Genomic DNA, 19,657 nt, shown 5'->3' with positions numbered 1-19,657 from the left:
TATGGAAGAATTTACTGTACCTGTCAAGGATAACGAGATTAGTTTTAAAATTTATCTTTTGGAATTAACAGAGTGGGAAGTTCTGCCTCAGCTTTTTCCGTTAGATGAAGCCGTATTTCAAACCCAGTGGTTTAAGCAAATTCATCCCATAGCGAACTTGGCTAATGCGTCGACGCGAGATAGAACTTCAAAAGTCCGTCCTGGAGTCATGCGTTTAAGACCTGGCTTTCATCATGTTTTATTTAGCGATCGAGACCGTCAAGAGAAGGAACATCCGATACGTTTCTTTCTAACGAAAGATGTCTTAGTCATCGTGGGTTACCCTTTGCTTCGCAAGGAAAAAGTCCTTGAGTGGGCAAACCGAGGAATTATTGATTCCCCTATGGATTTAGTCCAGATTATTGGAATCCGAGTTTTACGTCATCACCAAACACGACTCGAATCAATTGAAAACCAAATGGATCAGCTAGAAGAAGAAATTCTTAATCAAATAAATTCCAGTCAACAAAGCAAGATTATTGTGCTGCATCGAAGCGTTATGGGTTTGAAGAAGTCTCTGAATAATCATCTTACAGCGTTTGAACGATTGGGGAGAATTGACACAAGCTCATCCTCTCCTTGGCCTGAGCTGATTACAGAATCGGAACGAGAACTTGAAAATATCCGGCAGGCCCATGAACGGATGGAAAGCCTAAGAGAAGCTTATCAGGCAGCCGTTGATATCCGAGCTAACGATATAATGAAATTACTCTCAATCTTAGCCACAGTTTTACTGCCTATCACCTTGTTGACTAGCTTTTTCGGTATGAATTTTGAACATATGCCTTTGATCAGGAATTATTATGGATTATATATTTTTTATGCAATAGGGTTTCTCATCATCATTGTTGTGCTAATCTATTTTTGGAAGAAGGATTGGTTACGATAGGCTTGTTATTCCTTGTAAATTAAGATATAATTTTAAGGTCCTTTAGGAAAATGTGATGGAGGTTTATGGATGGAACAATTATTTGAGAAGATGAAAGAATATTTACATATGGAGACGGAAATTCCGCTTGATGAATTTTCGGAATATCACAAAAAAGTGATTCAAACACTCACTGATAGTTTTGAAGACATGGACGAAGATATGCGGCTTAAATCACGCTACATTTGCTCAATTGTTCAAGCTAACGCAGATTCTCGGGCCAAACGGAGCAAAAAGAATGGCAAGTTGTATAAGAAAATAAGCGCTAAAGCAGGCTTTTGGATGGATGCGATCAATTTTAGGATGATAAAGGATGGAATGACACAAGCTGATATTGATAAAAAGATGGAAGAAATTAACGAAGTAATGTAATGAATAGAAGCTACCTTTAGAGGTGGCTTTTTTAATTATAGAAATGTTATAATTAACCATTATCAAGATTTTGTAAAAATGAAGGACGAAAAGCACATGATCTTAATTCTTGCGCATCGGCAAATGGATTTTGATGCCTTGGCATCAATGGTTGCTGCTAAAGCCCTGTATCCTGATAGCATTTTGGGGATAGATGGTAAACCTAATACTTATGTTCAGGACTATATTACCTTAGCTAAAGATAGTCTGCCGTTGACAAAACTAAAGGATGTTTCATGGTCGAGTGTGCATAAGGTTGTCCTTGTTGATACCCATGACTTCAGTAGGGCAGCTGGGCTGAAAGAAGTGGAAGAACTTAGACAGCTTGAATCGCTCGAAGTGGAGATTTACGATCATCATCCCTATTCCGGACCAATTAGCCCGGGGATGCATATTGAAAATACGGGTGCGTGCACTACGCTTTTAGTGGAGCAAATCCAGATCAACAAAGTGTCGCTCAGTAGTTTTGAAGCCACTTTATTGGCCTTGGGAATTTATGAGGATACGGGAAGTTTGCTTTTCGATAGTACTACGGTTCGAGATGTGAGAGCTATAGCATACTTATTAGAACAGGGAGCGAACTTGAGCGTTGTTTCTGATTATCTACGTAAACCCTTAACTGATGAACAAAAAGTTCTGCTCCAAGAATTATTAGATCATGGTCAAACTGAATTGTTTGAGGGAGTGCCTATCTATATTTCGTTCGCAGTTAGCTCGGATTATGTGGGGGGGTTAGCTTTGCTTGCCCATCGCGTCGGCGAAATGGAAGGTGCAGAAACGCTGTTCCTTGTTGTGGGGATGGAGAATCGGGTCTATCTCGTTGGACGTTCACGGGGGCGGGGGATACCTGTCAATTTAATTGCCCAAGTTTTTGGGGGAGCAGGCCATGCTAAAGCTGCATCGGCAACGCTCAAGAATAAGACGGTGCAAGAGACGGTCGTTAAGCTCCAAGAAGAAATCAAGCAACGGGTAAGAAGCCCTCATCTGGTTCACGACATCATGAGTTATCCAGTGAAGAGTGTGGCGCCTGAGATGAAGCTTAAAGATGTGCAACAAATCCTTCTTCGATACGGCCATACAGGTGTTCCGGTTGTAGAAGAAGGCAAGCTTGTTGGGATTATTTCGCGACGTGATGTAGATAAAGGGCTTAAACATGGCTTAGAACATGCGCCAGTGAAAGGGTTCATGACTAAAGAGGTTGTGACGGTTGATGGAAATGCGGGTTGGGAAGAAGTTCAGCAGTTAATGGTTCAGGAGGACATTGGACGAATTCCAGTTTTAGAAGATAATCAACTCGTAGGTATCGTTTCCCGCTCCGATGTTTTACGTTTAATTCATGGGGGGTCTGTGCCGACAGAAACAAACCTGACCCGAGATCGAAGTTTAGCAATGCGTCAGGATATTCTTAACCTGCTGGGAAACCTTCCGAAAAAGACGCGCGATTTGTTGAAAGCAGGCCAAAAGGTTGCTGATACTTTAGGGTATTCTGTTTTTATTATTGGGGGGTTTGTTCGGGATCTTCTGCTTCTTACCCCCACTCAGGATTTGGATTTTGTGGTCGAGGGGAATGGGCATGCATTTGCTCAAGCCCTTTTTGAAGAATTGGGCTCTGGGCAATTAACGCTTCATGAACAATTTGGAACGGCCCGAATTGAATTTCCGGATGAAACGCATCTAGATGTTGCGGGTACGCGTTGGGAGTATTATGAGTATCCTGGTGCTTTGCCCCAAGTCGAAGAATCTCGGTTAAGGGATGATTTATTCCGGCGTGATTTTACGATCAATGCAATGGCCTTAGCGATCAATTCGGAACACTATGGTGAACTTGTTGATTTTTATGGAGGGTTACGGGATCTTAAACAAGGGGAGATTCGGTTTATCCATCATCTTAGCTTTATCGAGGATCCAACACGCATTTTACGCGCCATTCGGTTTGCCGAACGCTATGGTTTTCAGTTGTCAAAGGAGACGTTAGAGGGAGTCGAAACAGCGCTTAAGGCTGGGGTTTTAAAGAAAGTGAGTATAGAACGTTTTACTCAAGAAATTCTCCTTATGCTTCATGAAAAACACTTCCCTAAAATGGGGGAAAGTTTGGTCGAACTCGGTGTTTTTGAAGAATGGTTTGGCGAGAAGTTGCCTTGGAATTTTGCTCGGGTTGCGGAGAATGAGAACCTGACTCTTGAAGAAAGGTGGCTTATCTCGGTCTCAAATTTTAATTTTCAAGAAACAGAACAGGTTTTAGGCCTGAAGTTGACGAAAGAATTGAGGAAAGAAACTCTGAAATTTAAGGAAATTCAGGCAATCCTTTATGCTCAGCCTTCTTTGAGCTTGGCTGTTTTAGACCAGCAGCTTGTGGGTGTTTCTCAGGAAATACGAAGCGCTTTAAAATGGGATCCTGTTTTAAATGAAGCCGTCTCAAGTTACGAAGAGGCAGTAGCTCAATTGAAACTCGGGGTAAATGGCAAGGTGCTTCTGCAGTTTGGAGTTCCTAAAGGACCCGAAATCGGGAATGTTTTAAAAGAGGTTCGATTGGCTTGGCTTGAACAGAGAATTCATACTTCTGCCGAGGAGAAAGAGTTTGTGCTACGCCTAATCGAGCAAAGGAGGAAATAGTGTGCCAGGATTAGATTTGACGACGATCATTGCAAATGTTCCCGCTTTGTTGATTGGTTTTGCTTTTCATGAATACGCCCATGCGTATGTCGCTGATCGGTTAGGGGATCCCACTCCACGAAGTCAGGGTCGCCTGACGATGAATCCTTTTGCCCATTTGGATCTTTTTGGGACTTTGATGGCGGTATTTTTTCAATTCGGATGGGCAAAACCGGTCCAGACGCATCCTCAGTATTATAAAGGAAATCCAACTCGAGGTAATATGCTGGTTGCTATTGCCGGCCCGTTTATGAATTTGTGCATCGCTTTTATAGGAATGGTAGTTTGGGTAATATTACTCCATTCGTTTGGAAATTCCTCTTGGATGATGATTCTTTCTAAGATCATGATGGCGCTGGTTCTCATGAATTTAGGCTTGGGCGTTTTTAATCTATTACCGATTCCGCCACTGGATGGTTTTTCTATTCTAGGGTGGATTCTGCCCGATCGCTTTAGCAATTTTCTACACATCTTGGAGCAGTATGGAATGGTCATTTTGATGCTTGTACTCTTTACGAATATTTTAGGAAGCGTTCTTTTTCCTCTTGTTGGAGCACTCTATTCGCTATATCAGAAGGGGGCAATCGCGTTATTGTCTCCAATTTTAGGGTTTTAGAATGAAAAAAGGAGCGCTTACTACAACAGGTCCTTATGTTGAATTGCCAGCCTTCCAAGGTCCGTTAGATCTATTGCTTCATTTAATCCAACAGGAAAAAATTGATATCTATGATATTCCTATAGCTCAGATTGCGGATCACTTTATCGAAGTTGTTCGACAGATGGATGCTTTAGATATGGAAGTGACCAGTGAATTTTTAGTTTTAGCGGCTCAACTTCTGTATATTAAATCACGTTACCTTTTACCCAAATCTCCAAAAGAAGAATTGGAGGGTGAAGTGGAGGATCCTCGTCAGGAATTAGTGGAACGATTGATCGCTTACCGGTCCTTTAAGGAAGCGGCGCAGACGCTTGGGGAGTTAGAGGTTTCCTCAGGTCAGAAATATTTTAGAACGGTGGATATAGACGAAATCCGGAGTCAATTTAAGGAGGAGGAAGATCCTCTTGAAGGCGTGGGTTTTGATGATTTATGGGAGGCCTTTTGCCACGTTATTGTGAGAGCTGAGCAGGGCGAAGAAATTAAAACGGTTGAACCGGACGAGATATCCATTGACAAAATGATGGACGATGTGCTTCGTCGGGTGATTCTCCATCCGCATGGGACACGTTTTAGTCAACTTATCAGAGGAAATACTCGCATGGAAGTCATTGTGTCTTTTTTAGCCTTGTTAGAGCTTCTGAAAGCGGGTAAAATTCGCTGTGAACAAAGCTCACCTCGGCAGGATATTCATTTGTTCCCCACAGAAAAAGCTGGGGAATTTACCGAAGGAGAGTAGGAAATGTTGTTTCGTGAAACAGAAATTGCGGGACTGGAAGCTTTATTGCTAGTGGCTAAGGAGCCTTTAATGATTGAACAGTTATCGGTTATCCTGGAATTGAATCCTCCAGATGTGGCAGAACTTCTTACTGAACTTCAGGAACGCTATTCAGAGCCTGGTTGTGGATTTATGATTTTTGAAGTTAATGAAGGCTATAAGCTGGGAACTAAACCGGAGATGTCGCATTATATAGAGACTCTTTATCATCAGCCTACCCAAGGTTTATCCGGGGCAGCGCTCGAAGTCTTGGCAATTATTGCTTATAAGCAACCCGTAACCAAAGGAGAAATTGATTTTTTACGAGGAGTTCAATCGGATCGCGCATTAGCAACCCTCGTGGAAAAAGGGTTGACAAAGGAGATTGGTCGTAAAGAAGGACCAGGACGCCCTATTCTTTATGGGACAACGGAGCAGTTTCTCCTTCATTTCGGGCTTAAATCGTTAAAAGATTTACCTGAACTTGATTTTGACAAGATGAGGGAAGCAGCAAGGGAAGAATTGAGTGAAGAAGATGAGGAATAAAAAATAAGATGGAGTTAGGTTCAATTTTTGTGGCGAGTCTAGTCATGGGGTTTTCTGGGGCGATTATGCCAGGCCCTGTACTCACGGTAACGATTAACGAGACTTTGCGGAGAGGGTTTAAAGCAGGTCCTCTGATTATTCTTGGCCATGCTTTCTTAGAACTGCTCCTGGTTTTGTTGCTGTTGTTTGGTTTTGGCACGGTTTTAAATATCCCGCTTGTGCAAGGCTTAATTGGGCTAATTGGTGGATTGTTCCTCATTTGGATGGCGTATGGAATGATTCGAGAGGCCCGTGAGAAGGATTTAGACATGTCCCTTAATGCCTCTCAGTCTGAAAAGAGTATGAACCCCGTACTGCTTGGAGTAACGACGAGTTCTTCGAATCCGTACTGGGTTCTTTGGTGGGCGACCGTGGGGATGGGTTCCTTAATGCTTGCAGGAAAGAATGGAATTGGGGGATCTGTGTGCTTCTATTTGGGGCATATTGCTTCAGATTTTATCTGGTTTTCATTGGTTTCTGGTGCCGTTGCAAAAGGGCGACGTTTATTGACTCCGATGGTTTATCGAACGATCCTTTGGGTTTGCGGACTGTTCTTAATGGGGATAGCCACTTACTTTATCTATTCTGGAATACGATTTTTATAGAAAGATTCTATTGCGGAGATTCTATTGCGGTGCTATCCCAATAGAATCTTTTTTTGCATATTCTTTAAGTCATACGGATACCCTAAGATTTTAGAAAGATTTTTGGGATTGTTCGGAGGGATTTTCGTGCGGATTCTGGCGCTTCTACTCGCCAGTTTGATCGGATTAGGGTTAATCTTGCTCATTCGGGCAACGGTGGATTTCCAATATCGCCGACAGGCGGAAAATGACCATTTAGAAATACAAATGTCAGCTGTTGGAGGGCTCTGGAAATTTAAGCTCCAGGTTCCTACTGCTCGACTTACATGGGAAGAAGGACCGCAACTCGAAGTTTTAGAGGAAACTCAAGCGGTGACAGGAGAAGAACGTGACACAAAGGTCAATGTTCGTTTTCGCTACTTTCGAAGAGGATTTTTTTATCGCCTTTGGCCGATGATTCCAAGACTCCTGAGCAAACTCAACCATATTAAAGTCAAGTTTTATAGGGGTATTCATTGTACCCTGTTGGATTGGAAGGTGAAGGTTGGCTGTAAAGATGCGGCCTATACGGCAATTCTTGCAGGGAATTTTTGGAGCATGATTGGTTATTCATTAGCTAAGCTGTATCGTCAGGTTACGATGGATACAAATCATCCTCAGCTTTCCGTGATCCCTAATTTTAATCAACCCGGTTTTTCTTGCGAGCTTCATTGTGTCTTTAAACTGCGAATTGGACATATCATGGTCGTAGGAGTGGACTTAATACGATTAGTCATGCGAGAAAAAAGTAAATTTCAATAAAGTTTATTGGATATTCAAACTGCGAATCGGACATATTATGTTCATAAGATTGGACTGAGTACGGGCATTTATCTAGGGATAAGGAGGAAGATTTTAAATGGGGAATCATCCAATTGAAGCGTTAATGAAAACCGCGATGGAAAGCATTCAACAAATGGTTGATGTAAATACGATCGTTGGAGATCCGGTTGAGGCTCCCGATGGTACAATAATCATTCCAGTCTCGAGGGTTGCTTGCGGTTTTGCGGCAGGTGGAAGTGAATTTCCACCACCCGAGGGTGACAAAAATAAAGAAGAAGACAAACAAGATAAGCAAGGATCCTCAGCTTTGCCCTTCGGAGGCGGAAGTGGTGCAGGCGTATCCGTGCAGCCGGTTGGTTTCTTGGTTGTCGGTCATGGACAAGTTCGACTTCTTCCTGTCGATAACAATATGATCGTAGACCGAATTATTGACGAAGTTCCAGGTATGGTTGATAAGGTTGCCGCTCTTTTAAAGAAAAAGGATAATCAAAGTAAGAAAGATGATTATAACGATGACGAAATCATCATCGTAAAAGATTAAGTCAGGAATACATAAAATGATATATAAAGTGCTGTTGCATACGGAACGCTTGTTCACAATGCAACAGCACTTTGTTTGTCAGCCCAACCCAAATTATTCAGAGGGTCTAATCTCCCTTGTCCAATCATAGATATTTGACAAGGGGGAGTAGGGTATGGTTAACGCGATTTGGCTATTTATGTTAGCCACGGGGATAATCGTGGCTGCAATTAATGGACGAATTGATACGGTGACATCATCCGCGATGCAAGCAACTGAACTTGGAGTACAGACCGCATTTGGGTTAATCGGAGTGATGAGTCTTTGGTTGGGTTTGATGCATTTAGCGGAAGAGGCAGGATTCATCAAAGCTCTTGCACGTTTCTTCGGGCCTATGATTCGCCGTTTGTTTCCTTCCCTTAAACCGGACAGTCCCGCTTTAGGGGCTATCATCATGAATTTATGTGCAAATATCTTGGGGTTAGGAAATGCAGCCACTCCCTTCGGACTCAAAGCCATGCAGGAACTTCAGAAAGAAAATCCTCATCCTGAGGTGGCCAGTCAGGCGATGATCACGTTCTTAGCCTTGAATACCTCTTGCCTTACCTTGATTCCAGCGACAATTATTGCCATTCGAGTGAAAGCTCAATCTTCTAATCCCACTGAGATTATAGGAACCACAATTTTTGCAACTGGGTGTGCGATGACGTTAGCCATTATCGTTGATTTCCTGATTCGCAGGAGGAGTAAGGTATGAGGTTTATTGCGGAGATTTCCCGCTGGGCGATTCCTTTTCTGCTCTTATTTATTCCGCTTATTGCCTATCTTCGTAAAGTTCCTGTATACGAATCTTTTGTTACGGGAGCAGAGGAAGGATTCAAGACTGGAATAAGGATTATGCCTTTTCTAATAGGGATGCTGGTTTCGATTCGTGTGTTTGTCGATTCGGGGGCACTAGAGATTCTTTCACACTTCTTGCAACCCGTTTTTGGATATTTGGGATTAGATCCTAATCTCACAGCTATCATTCCTCTCGCCGTAATGCGCCCATTAAGTGGTTCAGGAGCACTTGGAGTTTCAACACAATTGATTAATCAGTATGGTCCAGACTCGATGATTGGGCGGATCGCTTCAACTTTACAGGGGAGTACCGATACAACCTTCTTTGTTTTGACCGTATATTTCGGATCTGTCGGTATTAAAAAATATCGGTACGCCTTAAAATTAGGATTGTTGGCTGATTTGGTTGGTTTAATCGCCTCGATTTGGATTGTCCTTTATACGTTTTATTAGGAGTGAGAATGTGCATACTACGAAGGGACTAAAGGAGGCTGTCGTAGTATGCTTTTTGTTGTATTACCTGCTTATAATGAGCAAGCAAGTTTAGGAAATTTACTTCAGGATCTGAATTCAGTGTTAAAAGAGGAGCCTCATCTGATCATTGTGGTCAATGATGCTAGTACGGATCAAACATCAGTTTTAGCTGAGAAATACGCTCGTCAGTTTGGAGATATAAGGGTTCTCAATCACGAGGAAAATAAGGGCCTTGGAGGAGCTTTGATGACGGGTTTTTCCTATGTATTAAATAGCGCTTCGGTGAATTTTGAAGAGGATATTTTAATTACTTTAGATGCGGATAATACCCATCCAGCGGATCGAATTCCTCTGCTGCTCCAAAAAATGAAGGAAGGATCAGATTTAGCTATTGCTTCGCGTTACGTCACTGGAGGTCAGCAATTGGGTCTTAGTCCTTTTCGTAAAATTCTATCTTGGGGCGCGGGCCGACTGATGACGCTCTTTTTCCCTATCCCTGGGGTTAAAGATTATTCTTGCGGTTATCGAGCCTATCGACTATTAACCCTGAAAAAGGCTTATCATAATTATGGGGAACAGTTGATGGAAAGCCGAAACTTTGCAGCAATGGTTGAACTGCTTATTAAAGTCGTCCCCTTCTGTCAAACTATTGCTGAAGTTCCTTTGATTTTGCATTATGAAAGAAAACAAGGAAAAAGTAAAATGAAAATCGGGTCGACAATAAAAGGGTATTTTACGTTAATCTATCGATTTAAAAAAGGAGCGTGGAGCTCAGTCGAATGGGTGGAAGAATAAAGCGCTCATCAATTTATTGGCTCTTGCTGGTGATTCTCATCTTGGGAGTTTTAATGCGCTCCCGAGGAATCCTAAATCCACTTTTAGATGATCAAGGATGGAGACAGGCGGACACGGCGAGCATGGCCTATCATATGCTGGGCAAACTTACAGATGTTCCTCAGGTATGGTTTCCGACTCTGAGCTATGATGGAACGGTTCCTCAAAAAGTTGAGTTGGAATTTCCTTTTCTACCATATCTATTAGCGTGGACCTGGACTTGGTTTGGTTGGTCCGATCTTTGGGGCAGAGCATGGGGGATTATCTTTTCCTTGCTGACCATTTGGGGCATTTTTCTTCTGGGTCAAAAATGTTTTTCTGAGCGTGCCGGTTTATGGGCTGCAGGGATTTACGCACTTGCCCCCTTAACGGTGTATTATGGACGGGTTGTGATGCCAGAGCCGGTGGTTCAGGCCTGTTCAGTTTGGGCTATAAATGCCTTGGTTTATTGGCAGGAGAAACCTGGGCGATTACGGTTTGCTGGAGCAGGCTTAATGATGGCTTTGGCGATTTTAGCGAAGCTTCCCCAACTCATGATATTTCCGGTTGCAATTGTGATGGGCTTCTGGCCGTTAAAAGGGAAGGTTCGGCCTATTCTAATCTATTCAGGGTTAGCTCTTCTTCCCCCTTTACTCTATTACAGTTGGGTTCACGTGGGAGCTAGTCAGTCGAGTCAATTCGTATCAGGAATTCTAACGGGGCAAGTTGTAGAATCAACAGGCCTTTTTTGGTGGGAGTTAAGGGTTCACCTGCGAGAAGGGGTGGGTATGCCGGTTTTAGTTTTGTCAGGAATAGGAAGTTTTTACCTATTTCGAAAAAGATTATTCGTTCAGACGAGGCGAGGAACTTTATATGGAATATTTCTTTGGTGTATAATCAGTTGGGGATATATTTTAATCATTTGTTCACGAATTTCTCTTGATTATTATCTCATACCTGTGATTCTGCCCTTTGCGCTATTAGCAGGTATAGCACTTGAGCAAGTCGAAGATACTCCTGGGGTAGTCATCGGGATACTGGTTTTATCCCTGCTTTTGGTAAATAGTACATTTGGTAATGAGGAAAAGTATGCTTGGCAGGAAGAGTATTTATCACAAGCACTCTGGCTTCGTGATTCTACGCCGCCAGGGAGTATCATGATCCTTAGCGATCCTCCGCCAATGACGTTCTACTATGCCCAAAGAGTAGGTTACCGTTTGAACCTCACTAAAAATAAGGAGACTTGGCAAGAGCTTCTAGAAATTCCAGGGGATTATTTGATTGAACTGCCTCACACCACACAGAGCCCTGAGTTTTGGTATGAAGTGAGAGCCGTTTTTCCAGAAATCGGTCCAGGAGTATATCAATTGAAAAATCAGTAATGAAATAGAGAAGTGGAGAAGACATGTGAAGGGAATAGAGAAAGATAGCATGAATACCGATACTAAAGGAGAGCGATTACAAAAGTTACTGGCTCATGCCGGAGTTGCCTCGCGCCGACAGGCTGAACAAATGATTCTTGAGGGTCAGGTCACGGTCAATGGTGAGATTGTCACAATTCTTGGAACTCGGGTCCAACCTCAAGATAAGGTGGCCGTCCAAGGGAAATTGATCACTGTTCCGGCTGAGTCCTTAGTTTATTATGTGTTACATAAACCGACAGGGGTTATTACGAGTGCAATGGACCCACAGGGTCGAAAGACCGTTGTTGATCTACTGCGGGAAGTTCCTCAGCGGGTTTACCCTATTGGGCGTTTAGATTACGACACATCCGGGCTTCTCCTTCTGACCAATGACGGAGAATTAGCCTATCGGCTTATGCATCCCCGCTATGGTGTGGAGAAAACGTATCGAGTAGGAATTAAGGAAAAACCTACGGATGAAGCGTTGAATCAATTACGAGCGGGAGTCGTTCTCGAAGACGGAAAAACAGCCCCCGCCAAAGTACGGGAAGTCTCCCGAATCGGTGAGGGCTTATTTCGTTTTCTTGATATCACGATTCATGAAGGACGGAACCGCCAAGTCAGACGGATGTTTGCCAAGGTTGGGTATCCGGTTGCTTCCTTGCAGCGAATTCGTTTTGGCCCACTCGAATTGGAACCAAGCCTTTCTATAGGTAAATATCGTGCACTTAGTGCGACTGAAGTTTATAAATTACAGCGAGCGGTTCAATTGATCTAATGTCTGGAATAAAGGGGATGGTCGAGTTCCTTATTCCATTTTTCAATATCTCGTCCTCCGAATTTTTGGAGCGCATTGGCCACGGAATTAACTTTTTCTTGTTCAGTTTCAATCAGGACCAGAAAATGACCTGTACGTGCTTCATGCTCATAGTGGCGGACGCGTTCCTCGGATAGACCATAACTTAATAATGCTTCCCCCAAGCCCTGACCGTGTGGTTTATGAAGCAAATCGTAGGCCAAGGGGCCTGCCACCACACATTCACCGAGGTTTGGGATATTCATCGGCGGGGCTTGTACCAACCAAGCGTTAAAAAGATCGAGATTAATTTCAGAAGGATGATAGGCTAACTCGTTAGCAAGTTCTTCCTTAAAATCCCCTTGGTGTAAATATTCGCTACGAACCAAAACAGAAATGAAGCTATTGGCAAGAGATTCCCCTTGAATCTCTTCGATGGCTTCTTTCGTTTGTTGTGGACCTTTGAAAATAGCGATAACTGATCGAGTAGTCATCCTTTATCCCCCTTGTAGTCATTTTCCTGATGGTTTAATCGTCATTAGTATATCCATAAAATCCGAGGTTACACCATCATATTGCAGGAGAAAATCAGGGTTATGCCGAATTTTATTTTAACTAATTTAAACATGGAGAGATGCTAATGAAAATACGGATTGGCGAGGAAGTTTTAACCGAACATATTCGCGTGCGCGTACGTCTCGATTATAAAGGAGCAGGTAAAACGGGTCGTTTTCTTTTTGGAGGCAAAAGTAAAGAGGAAATGGCAGAACAAACGCGAGAACAAGAAGTCGCCTTACTGAGAAACATTCCTCTCCAGGGAATTGTGATCGAAGAATTTGATTTAAGTCTGGATATTTACACAGTCAATGATTTTGATGGACGCAGAAATAAAGAAACGGCCTATGCACCCATAATTTTAACGTTGCGACTTGAAAATGTGGATGACTTGTTACCTCTGGTTTTGAAACCGGAGTTTCGGAAGATTGAGTTTTTAAGCCCCGAAAATCTAAATATTTATCGTTTGGATGCGGAAAGGCTTCTGTTCAGAGTGCATCAACTCATGCAAGAAGAGGTAAAAAAATTAGAACGTAAATTCCAAAATTAGAAATTACATTTCAGTAAATTGAACGATCTAACAGAGAGACCTGGCAGAACGCAACACGTTTTGTCAGGTCTTGTTTATTATCTGTTAGATATACTCAATGACATAATAAGACAAAATTCAACAAAGTTTGTGAAAATTTTATTAATAAAGATAATGTATTGCAAAATTCTAATTTTTAGACTATTATGTACATGGCTAGGCGGTCAGACCATTGCTAATTTTCAAACAGATACGCCAAGATATAGACTTTATGAATGGAGGAATGAAATTTCACACTAAATAAGGATATTGATTTTAGTGTATTTATTCTAAGAAAAGACAGAAACTAATAGAAAAAGTTGAAGAGGAGAAAGGTGGTCATTTTATGCCGTGGACTCATAATTATGCTGCATTAGGAAATAGCTTAGCACTTACCTCACTTGTCGTAGCGATCCCCATTTTCTTTATGTTTTGGGCTTTAGCCATAAAAAAAATGAAAGCACATATCGCAGGGTTAGGGACAGTTCTAATTACACTCGTCGATGTTGTTCTTGTTTATAAGATGCCTGTTGGGACCGCTTTATCTGCCACAGCTTTGGGTATCGTTAACGGACTCTTTCCGATTGCGTGGATCGTATTAGCGGCAGTGTTCTTATATAACTTAACCGTTGAATCAGGTCATTTTGAAGTGATTAAGAGTTCGATTTCTTCGCTTTCAAATGACCGTCGAATCCAAGCCTTACTCGTGGCCTTTTCCTTTGGAGCCTTCCTTGAAGGTGCTGCTGGTTTCGGTGCTCCAGTCGCTATTACAGCCGCACTACTCATCGGTCTGGGCTTTGAACCGATGTATGCTGCTGGAATTTGTTTGGTTGCAAATACTGCCCCAGTTGCTTTTGGTGCTATTGGTAGCCCAATTATCGCCGCAGGTGCTGTCACCGGTATGGGAGATTTCGTTATTGCTCAAGCCATTGGTCGTCAGCTTCCTTTCTTATCTATAATCATTCCTCTGTATTTAGTCGTTTTGATGTCAGGTTGGAAAGGGGCTAAGGAAGTAATGCCTGCGGTCCTCGTTTCCGGTGTTTCTTTTGCAGGTGCGCAATTCTTATCCTCTAATTTATTGGGAGCTTATTTACCGGATATTATTTCTTCCTTAACTTCTCTCATTGTGACTGCGGTCTTCTTAAAATTCTGGAAACCAAAACATGAATTCCGTTTTGCCAGCGAAGGAGAAGCCGATACCACGGATATTAAGCATTACACAGCTGGACAAACGATTCGAGCTTGGTCTCCCTTTATTCTCTTAACGATTATGGTCGCCATATGGGGAACTCCAAGCTTCAAAAACTGGGTGACTCAAATGGGTTGGTTCGTGAACATTGCCCATTGGCCTGGCCTAGATGGTCTCGTCTATAAAGCTGCTCCAATTGTTGCGAAACCAGTAGTTTATGCTGCTTCTTATCGTTGGGATTTCTTTTCAGCGGGGGGCACAGCAATCCTCTTTACATCTATTATCAGCATGGTTATTCTTGGAGTTTCCCCTTCTAAAGGTGTAAAAGTCTTTGTTAATACGTTTAAACAATTAGGGACCTCCATTATTACGATGAGTGCAGTTCTTGGTTTCGCTTACCTTGCAAACTACTCTGGTCTTTCTTATACACTAGGTCTCTTACTCGCTTCGACAGGTAAAGTATTCCCCTTCCTTTCTCCAGTCTTGGGTTGGATGGGAGTTTTCTTAACAGGTTCTGATACTTCATCAAATGCTCTCTTTGGTAAACTTCAACAGGTTACTGCTCAACAAATCGGAGTTAACCCAGTCCTTACTGTTGCAGCAAACAGTTCAGGTGGAGTTGTGGGTAAGATGATTTCTCCTCAATCGATTGCAGTTGCAGCAGCTGCAACTGGGCTAGTCGGTAAAGAATCTGACCTCTTCCGCTTTAGCTTAAAACACTCAATGATCTTCTTGGTAGCAGTTATAATTATCATTGGTCTTCAAGCATACGTTTTCCCGGGAATGATCCCGACGTTGACTGCTGCGATTAAATAATTAAATCTGCATATGCTTGGGAAGTGATTTAATCACTTCCCTTGTTCATATTTACAATGAAGGAGAAGGTTATAATGGATCTTAAACCCATAAAAACCCGTAAAATTTATGAAGAAATCGTAGATCAAATTAGAAAACTTGTAACCTCAGGAGAACTGAGACCTGGAGATCGACTTCCTTCTGAGCGAGATTTGGCAGAACGCTTACAGGTCAGCCGAGCCTCAGTTCGAGAAGCCTTGAGTGCACTGCAAATGTTAGGCTTACTTGATGCACGAAGTGGTGAAGGAACCTATATTCGCCAAGTCAATATCGAATCCTTGGTTGCACCTTTAGCTTGGGTACTTTATATGGAAAAGGATACGGTGCTTGAACTTTTAGAAGTCCGTAAAATTTTCGAAGTTCAAGCGGTTGCACTCGCTGCAGAACGGGCAAATTTAGAGGACTTGCAGGAGTTGGAAGATGCACTTCACATGATGTATCAGGATTTACAAACCGAACAACTCGGGGAAAAAGCGGATCAGCGTTTTCATTTTGCAATTGCGCGAGCGACCCATAACACGATTTTTATTCACTTGATGAACGTACTATCCGATACGATGGAACGGACGTTGCAAGCTAGCCGTATTAAGCTCTATGAAGGAAGCGATATGCCAAGACGATTATATGAGGAACATGTCACGATTTTTCAGGCGATCCAGCATAGAGACATATCTCAAGCGAGTCAGCTGATGTATTCTCATCTAGCAGGTGTTGAAGCGAATTACGCCGTGGTAAGCTGATTTTTTTTGAAATGAGTTAACTGAAAACAAAGACAAAAAGGAATTAGCTAATTATTTAAATAAATCTAAACATTTATAGCATTTGATGCGGGAGCATGTTAAACTAAGTACATAGTCTAAAATATATATAATAATTAAGAGGATTCAACATGCGGAGGAGTACGTCGGTGGAACTAAAACCTATCAAGACTCGTAAAATTTATGAAGAAATTGTTGAGCAAATTCGAGAACTTGTGATGCGTGGAGAGCTTAGACCTGGAGATAAGTTACCGTCGGAACGAGATTTAGTGGCGCGTTTGCAAGTGAGTCGAGCATCTATCCGCGAAGCTCTAAGTGCCTTGGAAATGATGGGCCTCCTGGAGGTACGAAGTGGAGAAGGTACCTTCATGCGTAAGTTAAGACCTGAATCGGTTATTGCTCCTTTAGCGTGGATGCTGTCTATTGAAAAAGGGACGGCTCAAGAACTTTTAGAGGTTCGTAAGATTCTCGAAGTTCAAGCGGCTCAACTCGCTGCACAAAGAGCTCAGACTGAAGATCTCCATGAGTTAGAGGAAGCTCTAGAAGATATGCGGCAGGAGATATTGAACCCCGAATTAGGTGGGGAAAAAGCCGACCTCCGTTTTCATTATGCGGTCACGCGAGCGACTAAAAATAAGATCCTTATCCTTTTGATGGATACAATTTCAGACATGATGCAACAAATGCTTAAAACCAGCCGCTCGAAGCTTTACGCAGGAAAGTATACGCCTAATATCTTGTATATGGAACACGCTCAAATCTATGAAGCGGTTAAAATGAAAGATCCGTTAAAAGCGAGTGAACATATTTTAGAACATTTAAATGGGGTTGAAGAAGAACTACATCGCCATATTTAGCAGCGGGTGAGAAGGAATTTGTCTAATTCAGTCGAATATTATTCTTATGAATGGAAAAGGTTTAAATATAGAGGTGGATTATGCTAAATACCTGTCAATTTGTCTATCACCGGAGTAATTGCCTCAATATCAAGAAACCGTTTGCTCACCCATGTCGCTTATGCATTGATAGTTGTCCCCATCAGGCTATTTCTGAAGATTATGAAATTAAGGCTAAACTATGTACAGAATGTGGGGTTTGCATGGCTGTCTGTCCAAGCGATGGCATTGTGGATCGCAATTTAGATAAGTTATATCACTATATTCGTGGTGCTGACCAGATCCAGCTTAATTGTCCCCAAGCAATTCCAACGGGATTTGAGATTCCTTGTTTGGGAATCCTTGATCGGGATTTATGGATGGCTTTGCTACTTCAGGCACAGGAGAAACAGGTGGGAATTTCAACCGGAGATTGTGCAAATTGTCCGGATAAAAAAGCCTGTGCTCAGAGTGTCAGAACGTTTACTGAAGTGCATAAAGCTTGGACAGAACATTCTCCTATAGTGATCACAGTTGCCCCTGATGATGGTAAGACTAAGCCCTTGCCTCAAAATCAGAAGGTTAGTACTCCTGCTCCTACTGAAAAAAAAGGTTGGCGAGATCTAGGACGGGAGAAGCTTGAAGAGATGTTGCCAGGAATGACGTCGGATGAAGCTTACCCGATACCTCATAGCAGGCTATTCTTGGTCGAATCGTGGGAATCTAAGAAAGAGATTCTTCCTCTTCCCGCTTTAAATATAGGAGAGAGTTGCACTAACTGTGGGGTATGCGCAGCAATTTGTCCGCAAGGAGCCCTCACGAAAAAAGAAAACCATGATGAATTAACCTTGATTTATGAGCCGCTTAAATGTGTACGTTGTCAGCGGTGTGTGAGTATTTGCCGTCCCAAAGCGTTGACTATGGAGAATAAACGTTTATCCTTTCGATTATTCACGGGGAAGATTCTCCTTCACCAGGGAAAATATCGATATTGTATAAAATGCGGTAGGCAAGTGTTTGATAACAAAGAGCCAGTCTTATGCGTAGGATGTGCTTCAAGTGATCCTGACTTTGGTTCCCTTAATTAAATAAGTAGTTTAAAGGGCTGGTATACTATGACGCTGAGTTCATAGTGTACCAGCCCTTTGTAATACATCAGGGTTATTTGAAAGAGGCCTTTTGTTATCCATTCAGGCGAGGCGTTCGCCGACCAAACTAAGTCCTAAACTCGGTATAAAGAGAGGGGGTGCCTGCCAAAATCGTCTCCTGACTCTGTTGGCGGCGGCGCACGTCCTATGCGCCGCCCCGCTGAAGCTTCTGACCCGAGTTTAAGACAAGTTCGGTAAGCGGCTCATTTAAAGGCCTTCATTCCTAACAAAAGGCTCTTTTAGGTCTGTAGATTCCTGCTTGTGCTTTTTCATTTACCTTCCCAACCTAATCTTCGGAATAGATAGGGTGCCCCTAAGGAGGTCCAGAGACCAGCGAGGCAATACACGAGAAGGTTGAAAACGATCGCTAGATGGGTGAGAGGTAAGCAAAGAAGTATCCAGATCAATAGAGAAGCGGTTCCTAAAATCGTTTTATAAAAGGAAGGTAAAAAATGGGTTTGCTCTTGGTAGTCAAGAAAGGTATCCTCAAGAAAATAGCCTAAAGTAAAGCCGATGATAAACCCTACTAATTGAAAGCCCTGAGCCGTATGGTAAAAGGTTAAGGCGAGCAAAGGAAGGATAATTGAGGCACTCATCTTGAGAGCTAAAGAAAAGGGAATTTTAAAAAGGCGTTGGTCAACTTGGATGAACCCAAGCACGAGGAGAATACCCAGAGTATATCCTGAAATAACGTCTCCTGGCCAGTGCAAACCAAGGTAAAGTCGGGAAAAACCAATTCCTAAAACCATAAAAAGGGCCATGAACTTCCATTTTAGGTTCTTCCAGCGGGTTAATAGATAGGGGTAAAAGGTAGCTGAAGCTTGGCTATGCCCACTTGGAAAAGCATAGCCGCTGGCTGATGAAAGATAGAGAGAACGAATTCCCTTTTGACCAATGGGACGGGCAAAATGAAAAGCATCCTTAAGCCACGAATTAACGGCCATTGAAATAAGGAGAAGAACTCCTAGCCGAAAGCCAAAGCGTTTATCCATATTCCAGAAAAGGATAGCAAACAGAAAGATATAGACCGGTATGTCACCGATAAAGCTGAGAAGGATAAAGAATCCATCCCAAAACGGAGTATGAAACCCTTGAACGAGTTGATAGAATTCGGGCATAGCTTAGGAGTGGTGTCCACAGTTACAATTCGGACCATGAATATGCTCATGATCATGAGTATGCTCCTGTGATTTACGAATAGGCTCACGCAGAAGTTGATCCAATAAATGTCGAGTATGGGATAAGGGTTGTTCTTGAACTTCTTGGGCTATCTTTACGATTTGACGGATTTCGTCTGAAGATATCCCCAGCGCTTTTGCGTCGGTAACCGAAGCGCGCAAGGAAGCTAAAGCATTTGTAGCAACAGCAGCAGAGATTTGGATAATTAACGTTGTACGAGTATCAAGTTCCATGGTTTTCCTCCCTATTTT

22 protein-coding genes are annotated in these 19,657 nt (G+C 42.5%); 19 read left to right on the top strand and 3 right to left on the bottom strand.

Translation table 11 applies throughout. The features are described from left to right. Position 1: 1 nt before the first annotated feature. The 14 genes from DESME_RS09515 to DESME_RS09450 all read left to right on the top strand — a co-directional run bounded on the left by DESME_RS09515 (position 2) and on the right by DESME_RS09450 (position 12,261). Positions 2 to 928, top strand: a complete 927-nt coding sequence (locus tag DESME_RS09515) for a magnesium transporter CorA family protein (protein WP_006716158.1) — start codon at positions 2 to 4, stop codon at positions 926 to 928. Positions 929 to 997: 69 nt separating this feature from the next. Beyond that, complete coding sequence (locus tag DESME_RS09510) at positions 998 to 1,339, top strand: hypothetical protein (protein ID WP_006716159.1); 342 nt, start codon at positions 998 to 1,000, stop codon at positions 1,337 to 1,339. 96 nt (positions 1,340 to 1,435) lie between these two features. Further along, complete coding sequence (locus DESME_RS09505; protein WP_006716160.1) at positions 1,436 to 3,991, top strand: CBS domain-containing protein; 2,556 nt, start codon at positions 1,436 to 1,438, stop codon at positions 3,989 to 3,991. A 1-nt stretch (position 3,992) separates the two neighbouring features. After that, positions 3,993 to 4,646 carry a site-2 protease family protein gene (locus DESME_RS09500; RefSeq protein WP_006716161.1) on the top strand — a complete coding sequence of 218 codons (654 nt, stop codon included), beginning with the start codon at positions 3,993 to 3,995 and terminating at the stop codon, positions 4,644 to 4,646. A 1-nt stretch (position 4,647) separates the two neighbouring features. Then, positions 4,648 to 5,424: a segregation and condensation protein A gene (locus DESME_RS09495; protein ID WP_006716162.1), complete on the top strand. Its 777-nt coding sequence runs from the start codon at positions 4,648 to 4,650 to the stop codon at positions 5,422 to 5,424. 3 nt (positions 5,425 to 5,427) lie between these two features. Beyond that, positions 5,428 to 5,988, top strand: coding sequence for an SMC-Scp complex subunit ScpB (gene scpB, locus DESME_RS09490; RefSeq protein ID WP_006716163.1), 561 nt, complete (start codon positions 5,428 to 5,430; stop codon positions 5,986 to 5,988). Between the two features lie 8 nt (positions 5,989 to 5,996). After that, entirely contained in the window at positions 5,997 to 6,632 is a 636-nt protein-coding gene (locus DESME_RS09485) for a LysE family transporter (protein ID WP_006716164.1), read from the top strand. Between the two features lie 126 nt (positions 6,633 to 6,758). Next, the gene (locus tag DESME_RS09480; RefSeq protein ID WP_006716165.1) at positions 6,759 to 7,412 is read left to right on the top strand and encodes a DUF2953 domain-containing protein; all 654 of its coding nucleotides are present in this window, start codon (positions 6,759 to 6,761) and stop codon (positions 7,410 to 7,412) included. Positions 7,413 to 7,509: 97 nt separating this feature from the next. Next, positions 7,510 to 7,974, top strand: coding sequence for a GerW family sporulation protein (ytfJ, locus tag DESME_RS09475; protein ID WP_006716166.1), 465 nt, complete (start codon positions 7,510 to 7,512; stop codon positions 7,972 to 7,974). Between the two features lie 154 nt (positions 7,975 to 8,128). After that, positions 8,129 to 8,710, top strand: a complete 582-nt coding sequence (locus DESME_RS09470) for a nucleoside recognition domain-containing protein (protein ID WP_006716167.1) — start codon at positions 8,129 to 8,131, stop codon at positions 8,708 to 8,710. Continuing rightward, the gene (locus DESME_RS09465) at positions 8,707 to 9,246 is read left to right on the top strand and encodes a spore maturation protein (RefSeq protein ID WP_006716168.1); all 540 of its coding nucleotides are present in this window, start codon (positions 8,707 to 8,709) and stop codon (positions 9,244 to 9,246) included. Before DESME_RS09470 ends, DESME_RS09465 begins: the two co-directional genes overlap by 4 nt. A 48-nt stretch (positions 9,247 to 9,294) precedes the next feature. Next, positions 9,295 to 10,062 (top strand): glycosyltransferase family 2 protein, encoded by a 768-nt coding sequence (locus tag DESME_RS09460; RefSeq protein WP_006716169.1) that lies wholly within the window; start codon positions 9,295 to 9,297, stop codon positions 10,060 to 10,062. Further along, entirely contained in the window at positions 10,047 to 11,462 is a 1,416-nt protein-coding gene (locus tag DESME_RS09455) for an ArnT family glycosyltransferase (protein WP_006716170.1), read from the top strand. Before DESME_RS09460 ends, DESME_RS09455 begins: the two co-directional genes overlap by 16 nt. A 49-nt stretch (positions 11,463 to 11,511) precedes the next feature. Then, on the top strand, positions 11,512 to 12,261 hold the full coding sequence (locus DESME_RS09450; RefSeq protein ID WP_041484206.1) for a pseudouridine synthase: 750 nt from the start codon (positions 11,512 to 11,514) through the stop codon (positions 12,259 to 12,261). Here DESME_RS09450 and DESME_RS09445 read toward each other — a convergent pair. Continuing rightward, positions 12,258 to 12,773, bottom strand: a complete 516-nt coding sequence (locus DESME_RS09445) for a hypothetical protein (protein WP_006716172.1) — start codon at positions 12,771 to 12,773, stop codon at positions 12,258 to 12,260. The genes DESME_RS09450 and DESME_RS09445 overlap by 4 nt on opposite strands. A 146-nt stretch (positions 12,774 to 12,919) precedes the next feature. Between DESME_RS09445 and DESME_RS09440 the strand changes: the two genes are divergently transcribed. From DESME_RS09440 to DESME_RS09420, 5 genes are all read left to right on the top strand, one after another. Further along, a complete protein-coding gene (locus DESME_RS09440) occupies positions 12,920 to 13,384 on the top strand; it encodes a hypothetical protein (RefSeq protein ID WP_006716173.1) in 465 nt (154 codons plus the stop codon). A gap of 364 nt (positions 13,385 to 13,748) precedes the next feature. Further along, entirely contained in the window at positions 13,749 to 15,407 is a 1,659-nt protein-coding gene (locus DESME_RS09435) for an L-lactate permease (RefSeq protein WP_006716174.1), read from the top strand. A gap of 74 nt (positions 15,408 to 15,481) precedes the next feature. Continuing rightward, positions 15,482 to 16,186, top strand: a complete 705-nt coding sequence (locus DESME_RS09430; RefSeq protein WP_006716175.1) for a FadR/GntR family transcriptional regulator — start codon at positions 15,482 to 15,484, stop codon at positions 16,184 to 16,186. A gap of 167 nt (positions 16,187 to 16,353) precedes the next feature. Continuing rightward, the gene (locus DESME_RS09425; protein ID WP_025248750.1) at positions 16,354 to 17,061 is read left to right on the top strand and encodes a FadR/GntR family transcriptional regulator; all 708 of its coding nucleotides are present in this window, start codon (positions 16,354 to 16,356) and stop codon (positions 17,059 to 17,061) included. Between the two features lie 80 nt (positions 17,062 to 17,141). Continuing rightward, positions 17,142 to 18,167: an NADH-quinone oxidoreductase subunit I gene (locus DESME_RS09420; protein WP_006716177.1), complete on the top strand. Its 1,026-nt coding sequence runs from the start codon at positions 17,142 to 17,144 to the stop codon at positions 18,165 to 18,167. A gap of 329 nt (positions 18,168 to 18,496) precedes the next feature. Here the strand turns inward: DESME_RS09420 and DESME_RS09415 are convergent, their stop codons facing one another. Both DESME_RS09415 and DESME_RS09410 read right to left on the bottom strand, forming a co-directional pair. After that, positions 18,497 to 19,345 carry a phosphatase PAP2 family protein gene (locus DESME_RS09415; RefSeq protein WP_006716178.1) on the bottom strand — a complete coding sequence of 283 codons (849 nt, stop codon included), beginning with the start codon at positions 19,343 to 19,345 and terminating at the stop codon, positions 18,497 to 18,499. A 3-nt stretch (positions 19,346 to 19,348) separates the two neighbouring features. Then, positions 19,349 to 19,639, bottom strand: coding sequence for a carboxymuconolactone decarboxylase family protein (locus DESME_RS09410; protein WP_006716179.1), 291 nt, complete (start codon positions 19,637 to 19,639; stop codon positions 19,349 to 19,351). Positions 19,640 to 19,657: the final 18 nt, after the last annotated feature.

The sequence above is a fragment of the Desulfitobacterium metallireducens DSM 15288 genome, from assembly GCF_000231405.2.
Classification (GTDB): Bacteria; Bacillota; Desulfitobacteriia; order Desulfitobacteriales; family Desulfitobacteriaceae; genus Desulfitobacterium_A; species Desulfitobacterium_A metallireducens.
The sequence above is the reverse complement of the archived record's forward strand: the minus strand, read 5'-3'. Positions and strand labels throughout refer to the sequence as shown.